Raw genomic sequence first — 23868 nt, 5'->3', positions numbered from 1 at the left:
TCGCCGCTGTATGTGCTGCGATAGCCCGGTGAGCGACAACACGCCTGAGCATCTGCGCGCGCTGGCCGAGACGCTGGCCATCGAGGCCGCGGCCTTCGTGCGGCGGCGCCGTGCCGAGGTCTTCGGCGAGGCGGCTGACGCCGCCCGGGACGGCGCGGTGCAGGCGAAGAGCACCGCCACCGATCCGGTCACCGTGGTCGACACCGAAACCGAAGCGCTGCTGCGTGATCGGCTCGCCACCGAGCGCCCGGGCGACCCGATCCTCGGCGAGGAGGGCGGTGGCCCGCGCGCCGATTCCGGCGGTGCGGTGTGCTGGGTGCTCGACCCCATCGACGGCACGGTGAACTTCGTTTACGGCATTCCCGCCTACGCGGTCTCGGTCGGCGCTCAGGTCGACGGCGTGTCGGTCGCCGGGGCGGTCGCCGACGTGGTCAGCGGTGACGTGTACTCGGCGGCGCGGGGCGGGGGCGCGCACGTGCTGCGCGATGGTCGGCGCAGGGCCCTGCGGTGCCGCCCGGTCACCGAACTGTCCATGGCGTTGGTGGGTACCGGTTTCAGTTATGCGGCTTCCCGGCGCGCCGAGCAGGCGGCGTTGTTAGCCCAGCTGCTGCCCCTGGTGCGGGACGTCCGGCGGGTTGGTTCGGCGTCGCTGGATCTGTGCATGGTGGCCGACGGTCGCCTGGACGCGCACTATGAACACGGCCTGCACGTGTGGGACTGGGCGGCTGCCGCCTTGGTGGTCACTGAAGCCGGCGGGCTGGTGCGACTGCCCGCCGACGAGGACGGCGCGGTGCTGGTGGCTGCCGCGCCGGGGGTGTTCAGCCCGCTGGTCGAGGCGCTCGACGGCGTCGGGGGCCTGCGTGCGTTGGACTGAGCGTCAGCAGGTTCCGTTGTGGATCTTGGCGATCAGTGCCGAGTCGGCCGGTTCGGTGGCGTCCGGCCGCAGTCCGGCCAGCACGGCGTCGATGTCGTCGCTGTGGGCGAGCGTGGTGAAGTCGGTGCCGATGGCCAGGTCGACAGAGTCGTCCTTGCGGTCATCCTGGTAGAGCTCGACGCAGGGGGCGACCAACCAGACCGCGGCTGCACCGGCCTTGCCGTTGGCGCCGAAGCGGATCTGGCCCTGGCAGTTGAGCCGCTCATTGGCGTAGACGGGGTCATTGGCGGCGGTCGGCTGCGCGAAACCGACGTCACGCAACGCCCCGGCCACCTCGCCGGCCTGGCCGCCCTGGCCACTGGCGTTGAGCACCCGGATCTTGGCGTCGGCGAGCTTGGCCGGGGCGACGTCGATCAGCGTCGATCGCGAGACCTGCTCACCGAGCTTGGGAGCGGCCGCATCGGCCGACGGAGGTGGGGCGTTGCAGGCTGCGGCTTCGCGGACGTCGACGGGGCGGGTCAGGACGACACCCCACACCAGCGCGGTGATCGCGAACAGCACACCCAAGGCGATGATCCCGGGCAGATAGTTGCGCCGGCGGAACGGGCGACCATGCTTGTCGAAGGCGGTGCCTTCGGTAATTTGAGCGACCACGGATGCACTCTAGAACCACCTCGGGCACCTTGGCCGAACACGCCCAACACGGGATATCAATAGATGTGACGTAAATCACACTTCAACGCGGTGTGATCTGGGCACGAATCGTTTGGCGGATGCGTTCGACGCTGATACAAAGCCTTGCTGAGGTTACGAGGGGACAGACGATGGCTACCGATTACGACGCCCCACGGCGTTCAGAGACCGACGACGTGTCCGAGGATTCGCTCGAGGAGCTCAAGGCACGGCGCAACGAGGCGCAATCAGCTGTCGTCGACGTCGACGAATCAGACACTGCCGAGAACTTCGAGCTGCCCGGAGCCGACCTGTCGGGGGAGGAACTGTCGGTGCGGGTCATTCCCAAACAGGCCGACGAGTTCACCTGTTCGAGCTGTTTCCTGGTGCATCACCGCAGCAGGCTGGCAAGCGAGAAGAACGGCACGATGATCTGCACCGACTGCGCGGCGTAGCCGGCAGTCAGCTGCGCAGCGCCGAGAGCACCCTGTCGGGGTGCCGCGCGCTGACCAACCAGTACGGGGTGGGGTCGTCGGGGTCGTCGAGGACCAGCAGGACGAGGGGGCCGACCCACCCGCGGTGCAGGACGAACGCCGCCGGGTCGAGCTGGCGGCCCAGGGCCGCCGACTTGGCGGTGCGTGGAATCTCGGCCGAGCGTGTCACCACGGAGACCGGCAGATGCGCTTGGCCTGCCCACAATTCGACATCCGGGCCGTCGCCGACCACCCGGACCTCGGTACGTGACAGCCACAGCAACACGCCCACCGCCACCAGCCCGAGCACGACGTACGGCAGCCACGGCGGCAGCGAGCGCACACCCATGTTGACTTCCTTGGCGATGATCCACGCCGGCACCAGACCCAGCGGCCACCACCACCACGGCACCCACAGCCGCTCGCGATACCGCAGGGTTTGCGAGGTCACACGCGAACCAGACACGAGGCCAAGGGTAGTCTGTGGCATCGTGCCGACCAGTCTCGCGGTGGTTCGCCTGGACCGCGATCTTCCTATGCCCAGCCGCGCCCATGCCGGTGATGCCGGGGTCGATCTGTACGCGACGCAGGACGTCGACCTGGCGCCCGGGCATCGTGCTCTGGTGGGCACCGGGATCGCCGTCGCGATTCCCCACGGCATGGTCGGCCTGGTTCATCCGCGCTCCGGTTTGGCTGCGCGCGTTGGCCTTTCGATCGTGAACAGCCCCGGCACGATTGATGCGGGCTATCGCGGGGAAATCAAGGTCTCACTGATCAACCTCGACCCCACCACGCCGATCGAGATTCGGCGCGGTGACCGCATCGCCCAGCTCGTGGTCCAGCGGGTCGAACTACCAGAGCTGGTCGAAGTGGCCTCGTTCGACGAGGCCGGACTGGCAGACACCACCCGTGGCGAGGGCGGCCACGGATCCTCCGGCGGACATGCGAGTTTGTGATGGCATTCGGCAGACGTAACAACGACGATTCCCGCGACGAGACCCCGGACACGCCGGTGGTGGCGCCCGAATCGCATGACGAGGACCCCGAGGAGTTCGACGGCGGGCCCTTCGACATCGAGGACTTCGACAACCCCGACGACGCCGCGCAGGCGCGCCTCGATCTCGGTTCGGTGCTGATCCCGATGCCGGCGGCCGGTCAGGTCCAGGTCGAACTCAACGAGGGTGGCGTGCCCAGCGCGATCTGGGTCGTCACCCCCAACGGCCGGTTCACCATCGCCGCCTACGCCGCCCCCAAGACAACCGGTCTGTGGCGCGAGGTCGCCGGCGAACTGGCCGACTCGCTGCGCAAGGACAACGCCCAGGTATCCATCCAGGACGGCCCGTGGGGTCGCGAAGTCGTGGGCACCGGCGCCGGTGTCGTGCGGTTCATCGGGGTCGACGGATTCCGGTGGATGATCCGGTGCGTGGTCAACGGCGCCGCCGAAACCATGGAGCTGCTGACCGCCGAGGCGCGGGAAGCGTTGTCCGACACCGTCGTTCGCCGTGGCGACACACCGTTGCCGGTGCGTACGCCGCTGCCGGTGCAGCTGCCCGAGCCGATGGCCGAACAGCTGCGCCAGGCCGCCGCCCAGCAGGCCCAGATGGCTGCCGCCCAGCAGGCGCAGATGGCCGCCGCTCAGCAGGCGCTGATCGAGCAGCAGCAGCAGGGCCTTGCGCCCGCCGAGCGGCGCGGCGCGTCGGGGTCGGCCATGCAGCAGCTGCGCAGCACCAACACCGGCGGCTAGTTAGCCGGCGGCGTCGATCAGCGCCGCCACGCACGCTGCACCCAACAGGCTCGGCTGCGGCCCGAACTCGTCGAGCGTCACGGTGCGTAGCGCCGCGCGCGGTGCCGCGGTCACCCACTCCAATGCCACCTCCAGCGGATGGATCGGGTCGTCGGTGGCGCCGACCACGCCCATCGGCACAGCCAGCCCCTCGAATTCGGCGATGGTGGGGCAGACGTAGCCGGCGGCTTCCTCCATAGCCTCGGGCAACTGGGGCCACTGCGCCAGCCAGCTGCGGGTGAGCTCGCCGGCCAGCCAGGCCGGGCTCGATGCGCGCATCTGCGCCGTGGTGGCCGCCAGCCCGTCGGTGCGGAGCTGATGTGCGGTGTGGCGGGCGGATAGCGCGGCCGCGGCCTGGTGCGGCTCACCGGTCCACGGCGGCAGCGCCGCCAGCACTCCCACAGTGCGCTCGGGGTGCGCCAGCGCCCACGCCGCGGCGACGGCCGCGCCGATCGAGACCCCGCCCACCACGATCGGTGCGTGCCGGGCGGCGTCGTCGAGGGCTTGTACGTACCCGCTGACCAGGCGGCCCGGCTGTGGTGCGGTAGCCACCACGACCGCGCCGGCCTGATGCAGGGGGTCGCCGAAGGCGCGGTAGACGTAGTCGTCGTCGGACCCGGTTCCGGGCAGCAGAACCGCCGCGACGCCACGCAGAGTGATCGACATAGCGGCAATCGTGCCCTGTGCCGATACAACCGGGTCTGCTCCGGGTATGCCACGTGGCATTGGGGAACCAAGAGGTCTACCGTGACGTTGGCAGTGTGATCGAACTTCAGGAGAGGCCATGGCTACGGCCGAAGGTTTTGTTCGCCGCATCACGCGTCGGTTGACGGAAGATCCCGAACAACGAGACGCCGAGGAGCTGACCGGCGAGGCCGTCAGTACCGGTGCGCATCGGGCCGTCGATTGTCGGCGCGGACAAGAAGTCACGATGGTCGGCACGCTGCGCAGTGTGGACACCAATGCCAAGGGCTGTGCGGGCGGTGTGCGCGCCGAACTGTTCGACGGCACCGACACCGTCACCCTGGTCTGGCTGGGCCAGCGCCGCATCCCCGGCATCGAGTCCGGGCGGACCCTGCGGGTCCACGGCCGGCTGGGGACCCTGGAGAACGGCAGCAAGGCCATCTACAACCCGCACTACGAGATTCAGCGTTGAGCGAGGCGCCGGCCACCTCCGAGCCCGTGGACGACGAAGAAACCAAGCCGACCCCCGCGCAGGCCCTGCTGGCCCAGATGGGTGGCATCAGCGGTCTGGTCTACTCGGCCCTGCCCGTCGCCGTCCTCGTCCCGGTCAACACCGCCTTCGGGCTCGTCCCCGCCATCAGTGCCGCCCTGGGGGTGGCCGCGCTGATCCTGGTGTGGCGGCTCATCCGGCGTGACTCCGTCCAACCCGCCATCTCGGGGTTCATCGGCGTCGGCATCAGCGCCCTGATCGCCTGGATGGTCGGGGCCTCCAAGGGCTACTTCCTGCTCGGCATCTGGACCTCGCTGCTGTGGGCGACGGTGTTCGCCGCCTCGATCCTGATCCGCCGGCCGGTCGTCGGCTACGTGTGGAGTTGGATCAACGGCCACGACCGCGCCTGGCGGCACAGCCCGCGCGCGGTTCTCGCGTTCGACATCGCCACCCTGACCTGGGTACTGGTGTTCGGTGCCCGCTTCCTGGTTCAGCACCACCTCTACGACGCCGACCGCACGGGCTGGCTGGGGGTGGCCCGCATCGCAATGGGCTGGCCGTTGACCGCGGTGGCAGCCCTGGTCACCTACCTCGCGATCCGTGTCGCCCAGCGCGCGGTGCATGCCCGGCATGCCGAAGAGGCCGGCACCGAGATCGAGCCCGCCGACGACTGAGCGTCAGCCCTTCGATTCCGCCAGCACCGTCGAGCGCAATTCGCCCTCGACCTCCGGAGCCGCGACGAACAACAGCTCGTCACCGCCTTCGAGCGGCTCGTCGGGCTCGGGCACGATGACCCGCTGACCGCGCAGGATCGTCACCAGTGCGGCGTCGCGGGGCAGGGCGAGCTTGCGCACCGGCCTCCCGCCCCATGGCGTGTCGTCGGGGAGCGTGATCTCGACGAGGTTGGCGTGGCCCTGGCGGAACTGCATCAGCCGCACCAGATCGCCCACCGCGACGGCTTCCTCGACCAGCGAGGCCAGCATCCGCGGGGTGGAGACGGCGACGTCGACGCCCCAAGCGCTGTCGAAGAGCCACTCGTTGCGCGGGTCGTTGACGCGGGCGACCACCCGCGACACCGCGAACTCGGTCTTGGCCAGCAGCGAGAGCACCACATTGGCCTTGTCGTCGCCGGTCGCGGCGATCACCACGTCGAACTCCTCGAGGTGCACCGCCTCGAGCAGGCTGAGCTCACAGGCGTCACCGAGGCGCCAATGCGCAGCCGGGATCGCGTCGACGTCGACATGCTCGGCGTTGCGCTCGATCAGGGTGACGTCGTGCTCGTTGTCCACGAGCTCACGGGCGATCGAGCGACCGACCGCGCCGGCCCCGCCGATCGCGACCTTCAACCGTTTCTCGCCCATCTGGTTAGTGCCCCTCTCCGGCGTCCGGGCCCGGTGGTAGCGCGGCGATCGCCAGCGCCTCGCCGGCATGCCCGGACACCGCCGCGATGTAGACCTGATCGCCGGCCTGCACGACGGTCTTGGCTTCGGGCAGGATTCCGGTGCCGAACCGGATCAGGAACGCCACCCGCGCGCCGGTGGCCTCCTCCAGGGTGGTCACCCGGTGGCCCACCCACCCTTCGTGCAGTGAGGCTTCCGCGACGGCCACCGTGCCGGTGGGGTCGCGCCACTTGGTGGTCTCGGTGTCGCCGACGAGCGTGTTGAGCAGCCGGTCGGTGGTCCACGGGACGGTGGCCACCGTCGGGATGCCGAGGCGTTCGTAGACCGCCGCGCGCTTGGCGTCGTAGATGCGGGCCACCACCCGCTTCACGCCGAAAGTCTCGCGGGCGACGCGGGCGGAGATGATGTTCGAATTGTCGCCGGAGGACACCGCGGCGAAGGCGTCGGCGTTCTGAATGCCCGCCCGCAGCAACACTTCCCGGTCGAAGCCCATACCCTGCACCCGCTCGCCGGAGAACTCCGGGGAGAGTCGGTGGAAGGCCGTTCCGTCACGGTCGATGATCGCGACGTCATGCCCGATCCGGGACAGCGCGTCGGCCAGCGAGGCGCCTACTCGGCCGCACCCCATCACCACTATCCGCACCAGCTGTCCTCTCGGCTACGTTGTGCATCGGTCCGCCGCAGCGGGGGCCGGAAAGTGGCTGACCGATCCGTGCGGACAACGACAGTATGGGGAACGCTACAGCCAAACGCGGTTGGGCTTAGTCTTGGCACTCGTGTCTAAGCTTTCGACCGCCGCGCGTCGGCTGGTCCTGGGGCAGCCCTTCCGCAGCGACAAGCTCAGCCACACGCTGCTGCCGAAGCGGATCGCCCTTCCCGTCTTCGCATCCGATGCCATGTCGTCGGTGGCCTACGCGCCCGAGGAAATCTTCCTGGTGCTCTCGGTCTCCGGCTTGGCCGCCTACTCGATGGCGCCGTGGATCGGGGTGGCGGTCGCCCTGGTGATGCTCGTCGTGGTCGCCTCCTACCGGCAGAACGTGCACGCCTACCCCTCCGGCGGCGGCGACTACGAGGTGGTGACCACTAACCTGGGCGGGACGGCGGGGCTGACGGTGGCCAGTGCGCTGCTCGTCGACTACGTGCTGACCGTGGCGGTGTCGATGGCCTCGGCGATGTCCAACATCGGCTCGGCGGTGCCGTTCATCAACGAGCACAAGGTGATTTTCGCCGTCGCGGCGATCGTCCTGCTCACCGCGGCCAACCTGCGGGGTATCCGGGAATCGGGCACCGCGTTCGCCATCCCGACCTATGCCTTCATGATCGCCATGTTCCTGATGTTGCTGTGGGGCTTCTTCCAGATTCACGTCCTGGGTCACCACCTGCAAGCCGAGTCGGCCGGCTTCGGCCTGCGGTCTGAACACGGGGACGTCGTGGGCTTGGCGCTGGTGTTCCTGGTCGCCCGCTCGTTCTCGTCCGGCTGTGCGGCGCTGACCGGTGTGGAGGCGATCAGCAACGGGGTGCCGGCCTTCCGTAAACCCAAGTCGAAGAACGCCGCGACCACGCTGGCCCTGTTGGGCGGCATCGCCGTCACGCTCTTCATCGGCATGATCGTGCTCACCCTGGAGACCGGAGCCAAGGTGGCCGAACGCCCCGAGGAGCAGCTGATCGGGGCGCCGGCGGGCTACCAGCAGAAGACCCTGGTGGCGCAGCTGGCCGAATCGATCTTCCACAACTTCCCGCCGGGGCTGTTCCTGATCACGGGTGTCACCGCGCTGATCCTGGTGCTGGCCGCCAACACCGCGTTCAACGGTTTCCCGGTGCTGGGTTCCATCCTGGCCCAGGACCGTTACCTGCCGCGTCAGCTGCACACCCGCGGCGACCGGCTGGCGTTCTCCAACGGCATCGTGTTCCTGGCCCTGGCGGCCATCGCGTTCGTGGTGGCCTTCCGTGCCGAGGTGACCGCACTCATCCAGCTCTACATCGTGGGTGTGTTCATCTCGTTCACGCTCAGCCAGATCGGCATGGTGCGGCACTGGACCCGGCACCTGCGCACCGAGACCGACCCGGCGGCGCGGCGCCGCATGATGCGCTCGCGGGTGATCAACACCGTCGGCTTCATCGCCACCGGCGCGGTGTTGATCGTGGTGCTGGTCACCAAGTTCGCTGCCGGCGCGTGGATCGCGATCGTCGCGATGTCGAGCTTGTTCGTCCTGATGAAGGCGATCCACAAGCACTACGACACGGTGTCTCGGGAGCTGGCCGCCCAGGAGGCCGAGCAGGGCGACATCGTGTTGCCCAGCCGCAACCACGCGGTCGTGCTCGTCTCCAAGCTGCACCTGCCGACGCTGCGCGCGTTGTCCTACGCCAGGGCCACCCGGCCCGATGTGCTCGAGGCGATCACCGTCAACGTCGACGACGCCGAGACCCGTCAGCTGGTGCACACGTGGGAGGACAGCGACGTCACGGTGCCGCTGAAAGTCGTTGCCTCCCCGTACCGGGAGGTCACCCGCCCGGTGCTTGACTACGTCAAGCGGATCAGCAAGGAAGCCCCGCGCACCGTCGTCACGGTCTTCATCCCCGAGTATGTCGTCGGCCACTGGTGGGAGCAGATCCTGCACAACCAGAGCGCGCTGCGCCTTAAGGGCCGGTTGCTGTTCATGCCCAACGTGATGGTGACTTCGGTTCCGTGGCAATTGAATTCGTCTGAGCGCCTGCATGACCTGCAGGAGCAGAACGCGCCCGGTGACGTTCGCCGCGGTTTTGTCGAGTGACAGCTTCACTGGAGCCGCCCGGCCGGCGACATCAGACCCCGTCGGCTGAGCTGGTTCTCGAAACCGGCCCGGCAGCCAATGGCGGCAGTTGCGTGGCCCGGCACGAGGGCCGCGTGGTCTTCGTGCGCTACGCACTGCCCGGTGAGCGGGTGCGGGTCCGAATCACCGGCGATCGCGGATCCTATTGGCATGGAGAAGCTTTCGAGATCCTCGAGCCGTCACCTGATCGCGTCGAGTCGCTGTGCCGGATCGCCGGTGTGCACGGCTCGGGCTGCTGTGACCTCTCCTTCGTCGACCCGACTGCCGCCCGCGCCATCAAGGGGCAGGTGGTCGCCAACCAACTGGCCCGGCTGGGTGACTTCACCTGGGAGGGCGTCGCCGAACCGGTCGGTGACGGGGCGGCGACGGGCTGGCGCACCCGGGTACGACTGGCGGTGGGCGACGGCAGTCGGGCCGGTTTCCACCGCTACCACAGCGAGGACCTGGTCACCGACCTGCGCTGCGGGCAGTTGCCGGACGGCATGCTCGACGGGCTGGATTCGATCCGGTGGGAACCCGGCGAGCAGGTGCACGTGGTGCTCGACGACGACGGCGGCCGCCACATCGTGTGCACCACCCGCCAGCCGCGTCGCACACGTGTTGTCGAAGGTGCCGAGGAGACCGTGCAGCGCGTGGGGGAGCGGGTGTGGCGGGTTCCGGTCACCGGCTTCTGGCAGGCGCACCGGGCGGCCGCCTCGACCTACAGCGCGCTGGTGCGCGAGTGGGCCACCGACGTGACCGCGACGACGGCATGGGATCTCTACGGCGGGGTGGGGCTGTTCGCCGCGGTGCTGGCCGACGTCGTCGGCGAGAGCGGCCGGGTGCTATCCGTCGATACTTCGCGCAGCGCCTCCCGTTCGGCGCGCGCCGCGCTGGCAGACCTGCCGCAGGTCGAGGTTCTCACCGAGTCGGTCCGCCGCGCGCTCGGCGCCGCCCGCACCGGCGCCGACATCGCGGTGCTCGACCCGCCGCGGTCGGGGGCCGGGCGTGAGGTCATCGATCAGCTCGCCGAAGCCGGCGTCCCGCGGGTGATCCACGTCGGCTGCGAGGCCGCCGCGTTCGCCCGCGACATCGGGCTGTACCGGGCCCGCGGGTACACCGTCGACCAGATCCGGGTGTTCGACTCCTTCCCGCTGACCCACCACATCGAATGCGTTGCCCTCCTGACGCGGTGAACCATCAGTAGACTCACGCCCCGAAGGTGTGCCGGGAAGTCTGGTCGGCAGCGAGTCTCTGTCCCGTCGACGACGAGGTGAATCGTGGCCGATCGCAAACCCTTGCTGCGCCGTGCGCTGTTCTCCCGCGGCTCGTGGTCGGAGACGACGCGTGTCACCACGATCCTGCGCAAGGAGACCGTCGGCGGCGCGTTGCTGCTCGTCGCGGCCGCGACGGCGCTGATCTGGGCCAACTCGCGGTGGTCGGCGTCGTATCACAACCTGACCGCCTTCCACGTCGGCACCGACCGGCTCGGCCTGCACCTTGATCTGAGTCTGGGCGGGTGGGCCGCCGACGGTCTGCTGGCGATCTTCTTCTTCGTGGTCGGGCTCGAACTCAAGCGCGAGTTCGTTGCCGGCGACCTGCGCGACGCTAGCCGTGCGGCCCTGCCGATCGCGGCAGCCGTCGGCGGCATGGTGGTCCCGGCGGCCATCTTCGTCGCGTTCACGGCCAACGCCGGCGATGGCGCCATGCGGGGATGGGCCATCCCGACCGCCACCGACATCGCGTTCGCGGTGGCGGTGCTCGCCGTCATCTCCACGCATCTGCCGACCGCGCTGCGGACCTTCCTGCTGACCCTGGCGGTGGTCGACGACCTGCTGGCGATCACGGTGATCGCGGTGTTCTACACCGAGAAGATCAAGTTCGTGCCGCTGCTGATCGCCTTGATCCCGCTGGCGCTGTTCGCGTTCCTGGTGCAGCGGCGCATCCAGTCCTGGTGGCTGCTGGTGCCGCTGGCCGCGCTCACGTGGGCGTTCGTCCACGAGTCCGGGGTGCACGCCACGGTCGCCGGGGTGCTGCTGGGCTTCACCGTTCCGGTGCTGCGCAACGAGCGGGACCACGGTGACACCGGGCCCGGGCTCGCTGAACATTTCGAGCACGTGATGCGGCCGGTGTCGGCCGGCTTCGCGGTCCCGGTGTTCGCGTTCTTCGCCGCCGGGGTGACCTTCGGTGGCTATGACGGATTGATGACAGCGCTACGCCATCCCATCGCGCTGGGCATCGTGTTCGGCCTGGTGCTGGGCAAGACGCTGGGAGTGTTCGGCACCACCTGGATTCTGGCCGCCGCGACCCGCGCCAGCTTGGACTCGGCACTGCGCTGGATCGACGTCTTCGGGATGTCGATGCTGGCCGGTATCGGGTTCACGGTATCCCTGCTGATCGGGGATTTGGCCTACGAAACGGGGTCCGCGCGCGACGACATCGTCAAGGTTGCCGTACTCACGGGCAGTTTGCTGGCCGCATTGCTGGCGGCCATCGTGTTGCGCCTGCGCAACCGGCACTACCGGTCTGTCTGGCTGTTGGAGACCCGTGATGCAGACCACGACGGAATGCCCGACATCTACAAGTCTCAGCAGGACTGATCACTGCGGGCGTGCGTAGACTGGCCTGATGCTGGAACAGGTTCGCGGCCCCGCTGATCTGCAACACCTGTCGCAGGAGCAGCTCAGCGAACTGGCCGCAGAGATTCGCCAGTTCCTGATCCACAAGGTCGCTGCGACGGGTGGGCACCTGGGACCCAATCTCGGCGTGGTCGAGCTGACACTGGCCCTGCACCGTGTCTTCGACTCGCCGCACGATCCGATCATCTTCGACACCGGCCATCAGGCCTACGTGCACAAGATGCTCACCGGGCGCAGCGCCGACTTCGACACGCTGCGCATGAAGGACGGTCTGTCGGGCTATCCGTCGCGGACCGAGAGCGAGCACGACTGGGTCGAATCCAGCCACGCCTCCTCTGCGCTGTCCTACGCCGACGGTCTGTCCAAGGCCTTCGAGCTAGCCGGTCACCGCAATCGCCATGTGGTCGCGGTTGTCGGTGACGGTGCGCTGACCGGTGGCATGTGCTGGGAGGCGCTGAACAACATCGCCGCCTCCCGCCGCCCGGTGGTCATCGTCGTCAACGACAACGGCCGCAGCTATGCCCCGACGATCGGCGGGCTGGCCAACCACCTGGCCGGTCTTCGGCTGCAGCCCGGCTACGAGCGGGTCCTCGAGCGCGGCCGGACCGCGGTGCGCGGCATGCCGTTGGTCGGCGAGGCGTTCTACCAGGCCTTGCACAGCGTCAAGGCGGGACTCAAGGATGCGCTGTCCCCGCAGGCGATGTTCACCGACCTGGGATTGAAGTACGTCGGCCCGATCGACGGTCATGACGAGCACGCGGTGGAGAACGCCCTGCGGCACGCCCGCGGCTTCAACGCCCCGGTGATCGTCCACGTCGTCACCCGCAAGGGCATGGGCTATGCGCCGGCGGAGAACGACGAGGCCGAGCAGATGCATTCCACCGGTGTCATCGACCCGGCGACCGGGCGGGCCACCCAGGCGTCGGCTCCCGGATGGACCGCGGTGTTCTCCGACGCGCTGATCACCTACGCCGCCAAGCGCCGCGACATCGTCGCGATCACCGCGGCCATGCCCGGCCCGACCGGCCTGTCGGCCTTCGGTGAGCGATTCCCCGACCGGCTCTTCGACGTCGGTATCGCCGAGCAGCACGCGATGACCTCGGCGGCCGGCTTGGCCATGGGCGGACTGCACCCGGTGGTGGCGATCTACTCGACGTTCCTCAACCGGGCCTTCGACCAGATCATGATGGACGTCGCGCTGCACAAGCTGCCGGTGACGATGGTGCTCGACCGGGCCGGTGTCACCGGTAACGACGGCGCCAGCCACAACGGCATGTGGGACATGTCGATGCTCAACATCGTGCCCGGCATCCGGGTCGCCGCGCCGCGTGACGGTGCGCGGCTGCGGGAGGAACTCGGCGAAGCGCTCGAGGTCAACGACGGTCCCACCGCCATACGTTTCCCCAAAGGTGCTGTGGGCGAAGACATTCCGGCTATCACCCGACGCGACGGGGTGGACATCCTCGCGTCGCCCAGCGACGGCCTGGGCAACGACGTGCTGCTGGTTGCGATCGGCTCGTTCGCCTCGATGGCACTGAAGGTGGCCAAGCGGCTGCGCAACCAGGGCATCGGTGTGACGGTCGTCGACCCGCGTTGGGTCATCCCGGTGCCTGACGCCATTGCGCCGCTGGCCACCTTGCACAAGCTCATCGTCACCCTCGAGGACAACGGGGTGCGCGGCGGTATCGGCTCGGCCGTCTCGGCGGCCCTGCGCGCCGCCGAGATCGACGTGCCGTGCCGCGATGTCGGTGTGCCCCAACAGTTCCTCGACCACGCCACCCGCGGTGAGGTGCTCGAGCAGGTGGGGCTGACCGAGCAGAACGTGGCCCGTCAGGTCACCGGCTGGGTGGCTGCACTCGGCGCACTCGACGAGTCGGTCAGCGAACAGGTCGACTAGCGTCTCGCAGCGACATCGATTCTGCCGCGAGATCGCGATTATCCCTGAAAAGTACGCTCTGAGCGCAGATTCGGTGTAGTCAGGTCGACGGCGCCGGCGTCAGCGCCGCTGCCAGCACGGGCACCGCCAGCTGACGCTGCCAGGACCTCGCCCCGCCGTCGCGCAGGAATTCGTCGATCGCGGTCTCCCGGTCTTCTTGGCGGTCTCCTTGCCAGTCCCAGCACAGCCGGCGAATCAGCTCGGGGGACACCAGGTTCTCGGTGGGGACCCCCACTCGGGCCGATAGTTCGGCCAGCGCGGCGCGTGCGGCGTCCAGGCGGGCGGCGGCCTCGGGTTTGCGTTTGGCCCAGCGCACCGCCGGCGGCGGACCGTTCTGCTGGTCACCGGTGTCGGGCGGCTCGGGATTGGTCCGGGCGGCCTCGAGCGCACCCAGCCACACGTGGGCGCTGCGGCGCTGCTTGCTGCCACCGAAGATCGGCAGCTTCGTCAGGTCCTCGACGGTCTTGGGGTCAGCGGTCGCCGCGGCGATGATCGCCGAATCCGGCAGGATGCGCCCCGGCGCGATATCGCGGCTGCGGGCGATCTGATCGCGCACCGTCCACAGCTCGCGCACGGCGGCCAGCCCTTGCCGGCTGCGCACCTTGTGAATGCCTGAGGTTCGCCGCCAGCGGTCCCGCCGGGTGGTCTGGGGCTCCGCGCAGCGCAGGTACTCGAATTCCTCTGCCGCCCAAGCGCTTTTGTCCTGCTGAGCCAGGATGGCCGCGATCTCCTCGCGCAGCGTGATCAGCACCTCGACGTCCAGTGCGGCGTAGTTCAGCCAGGCATCCGGCAGCGGGCGTTTGGACCAGTCGGCCGCGCCGTGGCCCTTGGCCAGGCCCAGCCCGAGCAGACGCTGCACCATCGCCGCGAGGTTGACCCGCTCGAAGCCGGCAAGCCGGCCGGCCAGTTCGGTGTCGTAGAGCGCCGGCGGGTGAAGGCCCACCTCGGCCAGGCACGGCAGATCCTGGTCGGCCGCGTGCAGGATCCACTCGTCCTCGGCCAGCACCTCGGCGACGGGTTTGAGGACGTCGATCGGGCTGCTGCCATGGTTGACCGGGTCGATGAGGACCGTCCCGGCGCCGGTGCGCCGAATCTGGATCAGGTAGGCGCGGTTGGAGTAGCGGAAACCGGAGGCGCGTTCGGCGTCGATCGCGAACGGTCCGTGGCCGGCTGCGAGCTTCTCGGCCGCCTCGGCGATGTCGTTGACGCTCACCGACAGCGGAGGCACACCCTCGGCGGGTTCGAGCAGCGGGGTGGCCTCGACTGCGTCCTCGTCAGGGGTATCGGGCGCCCCGGCGCCGTCGTCGTCTTCGACCATCTCAGGCGCGGGTGCGGGAATTCAGGTCGGTGACGCCCACCGGCGGCAGGCCGGCTGCGTGCTCGAGAACCTCGCAGAACGCCTGCACGTGGGTGTCCAGCGACATCGTGGTGGCCGTCCACGAGGCGCGAAGTTCGAGTTGGTGGGCGCGCGGCGGCCCGGAGATGTCGCCGTAGCGCACCGAGGTGGTGGCGGTGACGGTTCCGCCCAGCGCGGTGACGTGTTCGGCGCGTGACTCCAGGGCGTCCACCAGCCAACTCCAGGCCACCTCGGGCAGCAGCGGGTCAACGGCTTCGCTGGAGTCCAGGTCGGCCTGGATGTAGGCGACCAGGCGCATGGTGCCGTCCCAGGCTTCCGATCCGTCGGGGTCGTGCAGCAGGATCAGCCTCCCGAACGCGTCGCCCTCGGACCGTTCCGGGATGACGTCGGTCTCCGGATGCTTGACCTCGGCGCCGATGGCATAGCTGTACGGCGCGAGACGCTGAGGTGGCCGGATCGGACCCAACTCGATCTCGGAGCGCACTTTCGCGGCGCTCATGGCCGCCACCGCCTCGCGGAATTGCACCGGTTCCGCAGTGGTCACGTGGACTGACGCTAGCCGCATCGGCGAGGTCAGGGGGGCAGGCGCGCCGAATTCGCGCCAGCGCCGGATTCCGGGCGTTCGGCACCGTGGCAGCATGGACGCGATGAGTACGCGTCGCGCACTACCCGAGGCCCCCTTCCTGGCCGCCGCCACGGGCCGCAAACCCAGCCGCGTCCCGGTGTGGTTCATGCGGCAGGCCGGCCGTTCGCTGCCCGAGTACCGGGCGTTGCGGGCCAAGAACACGATGATGCAGGCCTGCTTCGACCCCGAGCTGATCTGCGAGATCACCCTGCAGCCGGTCCGCAGGCACGCCGTCGACGCGGCGATCCTGTTCTCCGACATCGTCGTCCCACTGCGGGGCGCGGGTATCGACCTCGACATCGTTCCCGACGTCGGCCCGGTGATCGCCCATCCGATCCGCACCAAGGCTGATGTCGACGCGATGAAAAGTCTTGAACTGCAGCGGGTCAGCGCGGTCGCCGAGGCGGTGGGTCTGTTGGTGGACGCGCTCGGCGAGGTGCCGCTGATCGGATTCGCGGGCGCGCCGTTCACGCTGGCGTCCTACCTGATCGAGGGCGGCCCCAGCAAGCTGCACGAGAAGACCAAGGCGATGATGCTGGCCGAGCCGGCCACCTGGCATGCCCTGATGGGGATGCTCACCGACCTGACGATCGCCTTCCTGACGGTGCAGCTCGACGCCGGGGTGGACGCCATCCAGGTCTTCGACTCCTGGGCGGGCACGCTGTCGCTCGCCGACTACCGCACCCATGTGCTGCCGCACAGCACCCGGGTGTTCACCGCGCTGGCCGGCCACGGCGTGCCGATGACCCACTTCGGGGTGGGCACCGCCGAATTGCTCGGCGCGATGGCCGAGGCGGTCGGCGGGCACGGGGCTCCGGCCGTCGTGGGTGTGGACTGGCGCACCTCGCTGGCCGACGCCGCGACCCGCGTCGGCCCCGGGCTGGCGCTGCAGGGCAACCTGGATCCGGTGACGCTGCTGGCCGGCTGGCCGGTGGTGGAGAAGGCCGCCCGCGCCGTGGTCGACGACGGGCGGCTGGCCATCGACGCCGGCGCCGCGGGCCACATCTTCAACCTCGGTCACGGCGTGCTGCCCGCGACCGATCCTGAGCTGTTGACCGATCTGGTGGCCTTGGTGCACTCGCTGTGAGATCCGGCGGGCAGGAGCGGAGCGACCCGGGAAGAGATCCGGCGGCGGGCAGGAGCGGAGCGACCTGGGGATGAGACTTTCGTATTGCATTGTGGGGGGCGGTATCTCGGGGCTGGCAGCCGCCTACCGCATTCGTGTGGCAGTCGGTGCAGATGCCACCATTACCGTGCTCGACCCAGCCGACCGGCTCGGTGGCATCCTGCGCACCGAGACGCTGGCCGGTCAGCCAATGGACATCGGCGCCGAGGCATTCGTGGCCCGTCGCCCCGAAGTGCCTGCGCTGCTGGCCGAACTGGGCTTGGCGGGCCGCCAGATCACCACCACCGGGGTGCGCCCGACGATCTTCAGCCAGGGTCGCATCCATCCGCTGCCACCCGACACCGTCAACGGAATCCCCACGTCGGCGGCATCGGTGACCGGCCTGGTCGACGACGCGACGATCGCGCAGATGGCTGCCGAACCGCACCGCCGGCTGCAGTGGCAACGTGGTGCCGACCCCGCTGTCGGCGCCGTAGTGGCCGACCGGTTCGGCGAGCAGGTCGTGGCCCGCTCGGTCGACCCGATGCTGTCCGGGGTGTACGCGGGTTCGGCGGCGACCATCGGCATCCGAGCGGCGGCCCCCACCATCGCGGCGGCCCTCGACGCGGGCGCCGAAAGCCTCACCGAGGCGGCCGGACGGGCACTGCCCGGCGGCAGCCGCGGCCCGGTGTTCGGCGCCATCGAGGGCGGTTATCAGGTGCTGCTGGACGCGTTGATCCAGCGCAGTGGGCTGCAGTGGGTGCAGGCCGCGGTCAGCCGGATCACCGCCGACGGCGCAGGCTGGTCGGTACGCGACGACGAGGGCACCGACCGCTACGCCGACGCCGTCATTCTCGCTGTACCGGTGCCCCGGCTGCCCGCACTCATCGGTGAGATCGCGCCCCGCACGGCCGCGGTGGCCGCCGGGATTCCGGTGGCCTCGGCCGCGGTGCTGGCGATGGCCGCACCGGGCGGAACCCCGTTCCCGCCGCAGTCCGGTGTGCTGGTGGCCAGTGGAGAACGCTTGCACGGCAAGGCAATTACGCTGTCGAGCCGCAAGTGGGGGAGCCGCGGCAACTGCGAGTTGTTGCGGATGTCGTTCGGCCGCTTCGGCGACGATATCGCGCGGTCGACCTCCGACACCGACCTGCGGGCCTGGGCGGTGGCCGACCTCAAGACGGTGTTCGGCATCAGCGTGGACCCGGTCGACATCCTGGTGCACCGCTGGCTCGACGCGATGCCGCAGTACGGCCCCGGTCATGGCGCGCTGGCCGCCGCATTGCGGGCGGACTTGCCTGCGACGCTGGCCATCGCGGGCAACTATCTCGACGGCATCGGCGTGCCCGCCTGCCTGGCCGTGGCCGGGGGTGCCGCAGCGGCTGTGGTGGCGGCCACCACGCACCGATAACGCCCGGCCCGCGTGGCACGATGGTGCCATGGCACGACTGGACTATGACGAGCTCAACGCCACCATCCGATACGTCATGTTCTCGGCGTTCGCCGTCGAGCAGGGGGCGCTGGGCTACGACGAGGATGCCCGCGCCGCGGTCGCCGACGAAACCGCCACTTTCCTCAAGCAGCAGGAGGACAACGGGGTGGTGTTCCGCGGCATATACGACGTAGCGGGAATGCGCGCCGACGCCGACTTCATGTTCTGGACGCACGCCGAGCGGGTCGAATCGCTGCAGTCCGCCTACAGTGATTTTCGTCGCACGACGACCTTGGGCCGGGTGAGCAAGCCGGTGTGGAGCAGTGTCGCCTTGCACCGCCCCGCGGAGTTCAACAAAAGCCATGTTCCGGCGTTTCTGGCCGGCGAGGAACCCGGCAACTATGTGTGCGTCTACCCGTTCGTCCGGTCGCTGGACTGGTACCTGCTGCCCGACGAGGAGCGGCGGAAGATGCTCGCCGACCACGGAATGGCCGCCCGCGGGTACAAGGATGTGCGCGCCAACACTGTGCCCGCGTTCGCGCTGGGTGACTACGAGTGGATTCTGGCGTTCGAGGCCATGGAGCTGCACCGCATCGTCGACCTGATGCGTGACCTGCGGGCCACCGAGGCGCGCCGGCACGTCCGTGAGGAGATCCCGTTCTTCACCGGGCCGCGTGTCGGCGTCGAGGAACTCGTTGCCAAGCTGCCCTGAATCCACTCACCAAAGGCCCAACGTCGATAGCATTTTTCCTGCGGTCAATATCGCCGCGGATTTGCCGAGACGATCGGGGGCCTGGTGGGAGAGCCGAAGGCGACACCGAGGGTGGCCGGTGGCGCGGTTCTGGTTGCGCTGATCGTCGCGGCCTACTTCGGCTGGCTGGCGACAGTGCCGGCGCATGTGGACATCCGGGCGATCGTCTTCGACTCCGACACGTTGATGGTGGTGGTGGCGGCCGTCGCCGCGTTCACCTCGGCCGTCACCGCCTGGGTGACCAGGGGCCGGGTTCGCGCCGCTTGGGCATCGATGACCGTCGGCCTGACCGGATTCACCCTGGGTGCTGCGATCTGGCGCTACTACGAAGTCAGTGGCGTCACCCCGCCGTATCCCTCGGTCGCCGACATCGCCTACCTGCTGCTGCCGATCGCGACCGGGACTTCCCTGGTGCTGCTGGCCAGCGGGATGAACCGGACCTCACGCACCCGCCTGATGCTCGACGGACTCACCGTCGCGGCGTCCTTCACGATCGTGATCTGGATTGTCGTCCTCAACGAAATCATGCGGTTGGACATCCCCAACCGGTTCAAAATCGCGGTCTCGCTGACCTATCCGGTGCTCGACGCGGCGGTGCTGACCATCGGGCTTCTGGTGCTGGCGCGGGCTCTGCCCGGTCAGCGGCGCACCCTCGTGCTGCTGACACTGGCGATGACGTGTGTCGCTGTCTCTGATGATGTGTTCGTCTATCTGGCCGCGACACAACGACACGAGAGCGTGGGGTGGATCGATTACGGCTGGCTGGCCGGGCTGGTGCTGATGACGGCCGCGGCGATTGCGGGGCGCGACTTCAACGTCCGGGAAACCATTGTGGCCCAACCACCTTCGGTGGCCTCGGTCTGGTTGCCCTTTGTTCCGGTCGCAGCGGCTGCGCTGATAGCCCTGATGGCGCCACCGGAAGTGGCCCGGGAACTGCCGATCCTGGTGCCCAGCATTGTGCTCGTGGTGGCTTTTCTGGCCCGCCAGTTGTTGACGATGAGCGAGAACCGCAGGCTGCTGGTCGAGGTTGCCGAGCAGGCGCTCCGCGACCCGCTGACCGGTGTCGGCAACCGGATCGTGTTGCGCGACCACCTCAACCACGCCATGCAGATGCGTGAGCGCGATGGCCTGACGGTGGGTGTGCTGGCCATGGACCTCGACGACTTCAAGGTGGTCAACGACACCCTGGGCCACCCGGTGGGCGACGAGCTGCTCAATCTGGTCGCCGAGCGCATTCTGGGGTGCGTGCGCGACGGCGACACCGTGGCCCGCCTCGGCGGTGACGAATTCGCCGTCCTGCTCGAAGGCCGCGACGACCATACCCAGTTGATCGCCCACCGGGTGGTGGAGGCATTCGACCGGCCGTTCCACATCGTCGGCCAGGAACTGCTGGTGCGGCCCAGCGTGGGGCTGGCCGTCGCCGAAGCCGACGACCCCGACGTGACGGCGATGGAGTTGCTCAAACGCGCCGATATCGCGATGTACGCCGCCAAGCGGTCGCGCACCGGGGGTGTACACACCTATAACGCCGAGATGCTGTTGGCCGAGTCGCCCGGCAGCGACCTGTTCGACAAGCCGTCATCGGAAACGCAGGGACGCGGTGCCGAGTCCGTGCGGCTGCTCGGCGAACTGCGCCAGGCCATCGATCATTTCGAGCTGACCCTGGTCTACCAACCGAAGTTCGATCTGCGCACCGGATCGATCGTCGGCGCCGAGGCCCTGGTCCGCTGGCCACATCCGGTGCGCGGCGTGCTCGCCCCCGACGAGTTCCTGCCCCTGGTCCGCCGGTACGGACTCATGGGACGGGTCAACGACTTCGTGGTCAACAAGGCGCTCGACGACGTCCTGGAGTGGCGCGCTGCCGGCGTGCCCATCCCGATCGCGATCAACCTCTTCGCGCCGTCGATGGCCGACCTGAGGCTGCCCGACACGATCAGCCTGGCGCTGGGCAACCGCGACCTCGAGCCGTCGATACTGACGGTGGAGATTACCGAGGATCTGTTCCTGGACAACATGGAGCGAACCAAACTGGTGCTGGCCCGGCTGCGTGAGCGCGGGATCCGGATCGCCATCGACGATTTCGGTAGCGGCTACTCGGCGTTGTCCTACATGCGCGAGCTCACCGTGGACGAGGTGAAGCTCGATCGGCATTTCATCGCACCGATGCTCGACGACCCGCGGGCGGCGGCTGTGGTCCGGGCGGTGATCGACCTGGCCGCCGAATTGGGCCTGGCCACCGTCGCCGAGGGGATCGAGAACCTGCCGACCGCCAACTGGCTCCGAGAGCACGGATGCAGTGTCGGGCAGGGCTTCTTTCTCAGCCCGCCGGTGTCCTCCGAGAAGCTCGTCACCCTGTTCAGGCGGTGCGCGGTAGAGGGCCCGGGTGGCTATCGCGATGCCGTGCGCTCCCGGTAGACCAGTCGACGCCCTACCCGCTGGTCGGCGGCCACTCCGCTAACGTTTTCACTGACGTCAATTTTTGGTCCGCTCTGTCCCGTCAGGAGGTGCCGTGCCCAAGGCTGTGCATGTGGCCGCCGTCGCCGGGGCCGTCTTTGTCGCCTTCACCGTCTGGATCGTCAGCGGGTTGTCGCACGGTACCGCGCTGGCTGCGGTATCCGACATCGCGTTGTTGCTGTTCACCGTGCCCGCGATTGTCTTCAGCGTTCTTGCCGCACGCGCGTCGCACGGTAGGGTCCGGGTGGCCTGGGCTGCACTGTCCGTGGGCATGGTCAGCTGGGGCGTCGGCGAGGCGCTGTGGACCTACTACGAGTTGATCGCCGAGCAGGCGCCGTTTCCGTCCCTGGCCGACGTTGCCTTCCTAGGGTTCCCCGTCGCCGCGTGTGTGGCGCTGCTGGTGTTGCCGGGCGGGGACACCGGACCGCTGCGCGGCCGGGTGCTGTTGGACGGTCTGATTGTGGCGGCATCGCTGTTCCTGGTCGGCTGGGTCACGGTGCTCGGCCCGCTCTACACCAGCGCCGGCGGCATCAGCCGGCTCGGATTCGCGGTCGCGATTGCCTATCCGCTCTCCGATGTGGTGGTGCTGACGATGGCCACGGTCGTGCTGGTCCGATCGGGTGTGCGTGACCGCGCTCCGCTGACACTGGCGACGGTGGGTGTGGCCTGTATTGCCCTCTCGGACAGTGCGTTTGCCTACCTGGCAGCTAAGGGACAGTACGACAGCAGCCGAGCGATCGACATCGGTTGGCTGGCTGGCCTGCTGTTCATCGCGGTTGCCGCGGTGGCCAGCATGCAGACGACGGGGGAGAACTCCGAGGCGCTGGAGCTGCCGAGCTGGGCGTCGATCTGGTTGCCGTACGTGCCGCTGCTGTTGGCCGGCATCGTCGCGGCCGCCAACCCGCCCGATCTGTTCCGCAACCGTCTCGTCCTGATCGTCGCCGGTCTGCTGGTGGTCGGGGTCTTGGTCCGTCAGTTCCTCGCGGTGAGTGAAAACCGGATGCTGGTGACCGCGGTGGCCGAGCAGGCGCTGCGCGATCCGCTGACCGGGCTGGCCAATCGCGCACTGTTCAACGAGCGGCTCGACCACGCCATGGCCTTGCGTGAACGCGACGGCAGCACGGTCGGCGTGATCTCGTTGGACCTCAACGACTTCAAGCTCGTCAACGACAACCTCGGCCACTCTGTCGGCGATGAACTGCTCATCGGAGTCGCCGACCGTCTGCGCAACGCTGTGCGGTCGGTCGACACCGTTGCCCGGCCCGGTGGAGACGAGTTCTGCCTCCTGGTGTCCGGCAGTGCCGACGCGCCGCATCTGGTCGCCGATCGGGTGGTGCAGGCGTTCGATCAGCCCTTCAGGTTCGCCGGCCATGAACTGCCGATGCGGCCGAGCATCGGGTTGGCGATCGCCGATGCCGGCGAGCCGGCGCTGGGCGCCGGCGAACTGATGGAGCGCGCCGACACCGCCATGTACGCAGCCAAGCGATCGGGTAACAGCGGTGTGGTGACGTACGACCGGCAGATGCACCTGGCCACCGACGCCGGCGATGGGGAGATGTTCGCTCCGTCCGCCGGCGAACCGGAGGCCGGTGGGGTGGCGGCCATCGCTCTGCTTGGTGACTTCCGCAACGCCATCGCCAACGCCGAGCTGAACCTGTTGTACCAGCCCAAGTTCGACCTGTTCACCGAGCGGATCGTTGGTGTCGAGGCGTTGCTGCGCTGGCACCGCCCTGACGGCCAGGTGGTTACCCCGAAGGATTTCCTGCCGCTGGTGCATCGGCACGGATTGACCGGCCCGGTAACCGAATTCGTGCTCAACCGCGCTCTCGATGACATGGTGTCGTGGCGGGAGGCGTCTTTCGACGTGCCCGTCTCGGTCAACCTCTTCGCTGCCTCGATGGCCAACCGCGGGATTCCCGCCAAACTCACTGCGGCGCTGGCCGACCGGGGCCTGAGCCCGGAGGTGTTGACCGTCGAGATCACTGAGGAGGTGTTCCTGGACAACCTCGAACGCACCCGTGCAGTATTGGCGGACCTGCGACGCAGCGGAATTCGCATAGCAATCGACAACTTCGCCAGCGGCAACTCGGCACTCCCGTTCTTGCGGGAGTTGCCGATCGACGAGGTGAAGCTCAACCGGCACTTCATTTCACCGGTCGTCGGTGATCCGCGCGCCGCGACCGTGGTCCGCACCTTGATCGGCCTTGCGGACGGGTTGGGCCTGTCCGTCATCGCCGAGGGGGTCGAGAACGCTGAAACGGCGACGTGGCTTCGCGACCACGGCTGCCGACTCGCTCAGGGCTACTTCCTGAGCCCGCCGCTGCCCTCGGCAGAGTTGCTGCCGCTGTTGGCCGGCGGCACGTCCGACTATCTCGAGACGCAAACCGGCAGCGGCGCGCTCGGATAG

At 68.7% G+C, this 23868-nt stretch carries 22 protein-coding genes; 15 read left to right on the top strand and 7 right to left on the bottom strand.

The genetic code is table 11. The features are described 5' to 3' along the window. Nucleotides 1-28 precede the first annotated feature (28 nt). Entirely contained in the window at nucleotides 29-874 is an 846-nt protein-coding gene (locus HBE64_RS14200; RefSeq protein ID WP_243841324.1) for an inositol monophosphatase family protein, read from the top strand. A gap of 3 nt (nucleotides 875-877) precedes the next feature. Here HBE64_RS14200 and cei read toward each other — a convergent pair whose 3' ends face one another. Further along, nucleotides 878-1528, bottom strand: coding sequence for an envelope integrity protein Cei (gene cei, locus HBE64_RS14195; protein ID WP_167103189.1), 651 nt, complete (start codon nucleotides 1526-1528; stop codon nucleotides 878-880). Nucleotides 1529-1698: 170 nt separating this feature from the next. On the opposite strand from cei, the gene HBE64_RS14190 reads away from it, so the two are divergent. Continuing rightward, nucleotides 1699-2001, top strand: coding sequence for a DUF4193 domain-containing protein (locus HBE64_RS14190; RefSeq protein WP_167103186.1), 303 nt, complete (start codon nucleotides 1699-1701; stop codon nucleotides 1999-2001). 7 nt (nucleotides 2002-2008) lie between these two features. On the opposite strand, the gene HBE64_RS14185 is transcribed toward HBE64_RS14190, so the two are convergent. After that, on the bottom strand, nucleotides 2009-2485 hold the full coding sequence (locus HBE64_RS14185) for a DUF3093 domain-containing protein (RefSeq protein ID WP_208300473.1): 477 nt from the start codon (nucleotides 2483-2485) through the stop codon (nucleotides 2009-2011). 25 nt (nucleotides 2486-2510) lie between these two features. Here HBE64_RS14185 and dut point away from each other — a divergent pair, with 25 nt between their 5' ends. Both dut and HBE64_RS14175 read left to right on the top strand, forming a co-directional pair. Beyond that, nucleotides 2511-2975 carry a dUTP diphosphatase gene (dut, locus tag HBE64_RS14180; RefSeq protein WP_167103180.1) on the top strand — a complete coding sequence of 155 codons (465 nt, stop codon included), beginning with the start codon at nucleotides 2511-2513 and terminating at the stop codon, nucleotides 2973-2975. Then, the gene (locus HBE64_RS14175) at nucleotides 2975-3763 is read left to right on the top strand and encodes a DUF3710 domain-containing protein (protein ID WP_167103177.1); all 789 of its coding nucleotides are present in this window, start codon (nucleotides 2975-2977) and stop codon (nucleotides 3761-3763) included. The genes dut and HBE64_RS14175 overlap by 1 nt, the downstream gene beginning before the upstream one ends. Here HBE64_RS14175 and HBE64_RS14170 read toward each other — a convergent pair whose 3' ends face one another. Continuing rightward, nucleotides 3764-4468 carry an alpha/beta fold hydrolase gene (locus tag HBE64_RS14170; protein ID WP_167103174.1) on the bottom strand — a complete coding sequence of 235 codons (705 nt, stop codon included), beginning with the start codon at nucleotides 4466-4468 and terminating at the stop codon, nucleotides 3764-3766. Between the two features lie 118 nt (nucleotides 4469-4586). On the opposite strand from HBE64_RS14170, the gene HBE64_RS14165 reads away from it, so the two are divergent. Together HBE64_RS14165 and HBE64_RS14160 are read left to right on the top strand one after the other, a co-directional pair. Beyond that, nucleotides 4587-4958: an OB-fold nucleic acid binding domain-containing protein gene (locus HBE64_RS14165; RefSeq protein ID WP_167103171.1), complete on the top strand. Its 372-nt coding sequence runs from the start codon at nucleotides 4587-4589 to the stop codon at nucleotides 4956-4958. Nucleotides 4959-5035: 77 nt separating this feature from the next. Continuing rightward, nucleotides 5036-5650 (top strand): DUF3159 domain-containing protein, encoded by a 615-nt coding sequence (locus tag HBE64_RS14160; RefSeq protein WP_167109195.1) that lies wholly within the window; start codon nucleotides 5036-5038, stop codon nucleotides 5648-5650. A gap of 3 nt (nucleotides 5651-5653) precedes the next feature. Here the strand turns inward: HBE64_RS14160 and HBE64_RS14155 are convergent, their stop codons facing one another. Continuing rightward, a complete protein-coding gene (locus tag HBE64_RS14155) occupies nucleotides 5654-6322 on the bottom strand; it encodes a TrkA family potassium uptake protein (RefSeq protein ID WP_167109193.1) in 669 nt (222 codons plus the stop codon). A gap of 19 nt (nucleotides 6323-6341) precedes the next feature. After that, nucleotides 6342-7019 carry a TrkA family potassium uptake protein gene (locus tag HBE64_RS14150; protein WP_167103168.1) on the bottom strand — a complete coding sequence of 226 codons (678 nt, stop codon included), beginning with the start codon at nucleotides 7017-7019 and terminating at the stop codon, nucleotides 6342-6344. A 133-nt stretch (nucleotides 7020-7152) separates the two neighbouring features. Between HBE64_RS14150 and HBE64_RS14145 the strand changes: the two genes are divergently transcribed. The 4 genes from HBE64_RS14145 (at nucleotide 7153) to dxs (ending at nucleotide 13701) form a co-directional block, all read left to right on the top strand. Next, a complete protein-coding gene (locus HBE64_RS14145; protein ID WP_167103165.1) occupies nucleotides 7153-9147 on the top strand; it encodes an APC family permease in 1995 nt (664 codons plus the stop codon). After that, the gene (locus tag HBE64_RS14140; RefSeq protein ID WP_371743988.1) at nucleotides 9144-10361 is read left to right on the top strand and encodes a class I SAM-dependent RNA methyltransferase; all 1218 of its coding nucleotides are present in this window, start codon (nucleotides 9144-9146) and stop codon (nucleotides 10359-10361) included. The genes HBE64_RS14145 and HBE64_RS14140 overlap by 4 nt, the downstream gene beginning before the upstream one ends. A gap of 84 nt (nucleotides 10362-10445) precedes the next feature. After that, nucleotides 10446-11765, top strand: coding sequence for a Na+/H+ antiporter NhaA (gene nhaA, locus HBE64_RS14135; RefSeq protein ID WP_167103162.1), 1320 nt, complete (start codon nucleotides 10446-10448; stop codon nucleotides 11763-11765). A gap of 28 nt (nucleotides 11766-11793) precedes the next feature. Then, nucleotides 11794-13701, top strand: a complete 1908-nt coding sequence (gene dxs / locus HBE64_RS14130; RefSeq protein WP_167103159.1) for a 1-deoxy-D-xylulose-5-phosphate synthase — start codon at nucleotides 11794-11796, stop codon at nucleotides 13699-13701. Between the two features lie 79 nt (nucleotides 13702-13780). On the opposite strand, the gene HBE64_RS14125 is transcribed toward dxs, so the two are convergent. Both HBE64_RS14125 and HBE64_RS14120 read right to left on the bottom strand, forming a co-directional pair. Then, nucleotides 13781-15058, bottom strand: coding sequence for a ribonuclease D (locus tag HBE64_RS14125; protein ID WP_167103156.1), 1278 nt, complete (start codon nucleotides 15056-15058; stop codon nucleotides 13781-13783). A gap of 1 nt (nucleotide 15059) precedes the next feature. Beyond that, nucleotides 15060-15662, bottom strand: a complete 603-nt coding sequence (locus HBE64_RS14120) for a DUF3000 domain-containing protein (protein ID WP_208300472.1) — start codon at nucleotides 15660-15662, stop codon at nucleotides 15060-15062. An 82-nt stretch (nucleotides 15663-15744) separates the two neighbouring features. Between HBE64_RS14120 and hemE the strand changes: the two genes are divergently transcribed. From hemE to HBE64_RS14095, 5 genes are all read left to right on the top strand, one after another. Beyond that, a complete protein-coding gene (hemE, locus tag HBE64_RS14115; protein WP_167103150.1) occupies nucleotides 15745-16809 on the top strand; it encodes a uroporphyrinogen decarboxylase in 1065 nt (354 codons plus the stop codon). Between the two features lie 70 nt (nucleotides 16810-16879). After that, nucleotides 16880-18235 (top strand): protoporphyrinogen oxidase, encoded by a 1356-nt coding sequence (locus tag HBE64_RS14110; protein WP_167103147.1) that lies wholly within the window; start codon nucleotides 16880-16882, stop codon nucleotides 18233-18235. A 28-nt stretch (nucleotides 18236-18263) separates the two neighbouring features. Further along, a complete protein-coding gene (hemQ, locus tag HBE64_RS14105) occupies nucleotides 18264-18968 on the top strand; it encodes a hydrogen peroxide-dependent heme synthase (RefSeq protein ID WP_167103144.1) in 705 nt (234 codons plus the stop codon). Nucleotides 18969-19052: 84 nt separating this feature from the next. Next, on the top strand, nucleotides 19053-21422 hold the full coding sequence (locus HBE64_RS14100; protein ID WP_167103141.1) for a bifunctional diguanylate cyclase/phosphodiesterase: 2370 nt from the start codon (nucleotides 19053-19055) through the stop codon (nucleotides 21420-21422). Between the two features lie 94 nt (nucleotides 21423-21516). After that, entirely contained in the window at nucleotides 21517-23868 is a 2352-nt protein-coding gene (locus HBE64_RS14095) for a bifunctional diguanylate cyclase/phosphodiesterase (RefSeq protein WP_167103138.1), read from the top strand.

It is taken from the genome of Mycobacterium sp. DL592 (assembly GCF_011694515.1).
Taxonomy (GTDB): Bacteria; Actinomycetota; Actinomycetes; order Mycobacteriales; family Mycobacteriaceae; genus Mycobacterium.
Note: the sequence above shows the minus strand (reverse complement) of the source record. Positions and strands in the feature narration are given on the sequence as shown.

Excerpts from the sequence above, each read along its gene's own strand:
- HBE64_RS14190 (WP_167103186.1), top strand. The coding sequence starts at position 1,699 with ATGGCTACCGATTACGACGCCCCACGGCGTTCAGAGACCGACGACGTG.
- HBE64_RS14175 (WP_167103177.1), top strand. The coding sequence starts at position 2,975 with ATGGCATTCGGCAGACGTAACAACGACGATTCCCGCGACGAGACCCCG.
- HBE64_RS14170 (WP_167103174.1), bottom strand. The coding sequence starts at position 4,468 with ATGTCGATCACTCTGCGTGGCGTCGCGGCGGTTCTGCTGCCCGGAACC.
- HBE64_RS14165 (WP_167103171.1), top strand. The coding sequence starts at position 4,587 with ATGGCTACGGCCGAAGGTTTTGTTCGCCGCATCACGCGTCGGTTGACG.
- HBE64_RS14160 (WP_167109195.1), top strand. The coding sequence starts at position 5,036 with ATGGGTGGCATCAGCGGTCTGGTCTACTCGGCCCTGCCCGTCGCCGTC.
- dxs (WP_167103159.1), top strand. The coding sequence starts at position 11,794 with ATGCTGGAACAGGTTCGCGGCCCCGCTGATCTGCAACACCTGTCGCAG.
- HBE64_RS14125 (WP_167103156.1), bottom strand. The coding sequence starts at position 15,058 with ATGGTCGAAGACGACGACGGCGCCGGGGCGCCCGATACCCCTGACGAG.
- HBE64_RS14120 (WP_208300472.1), bottom strand. The coding sequence starts at position 15,662 with ATGCGGCTAGCGTCAGTCCACGTGACCACTGCGGAACCGGTGCAATTC.
- hemE (WP_167103150.1), top strand. The coding sequence starts at position 15,745 with ATGAGTACGCGTCGCGCACTACCCGAGGCCCCCTTCCTGGCCGCCGCC.
- HBE64_RS14110 (WP_167103147.1), top strand. The coding sequence starts at position 16,880 with ATGAGACTTTCGTATTGCATTGTGGGGGGCGGTATCTCGGGGCTGGCA.
- hemQ (WP_167103144.1), top strand. The coding sequence starts at position 18,264 with ATGGCACGACTGGACTATGACGAGCTCAACGCCACCATCCGATACGTC.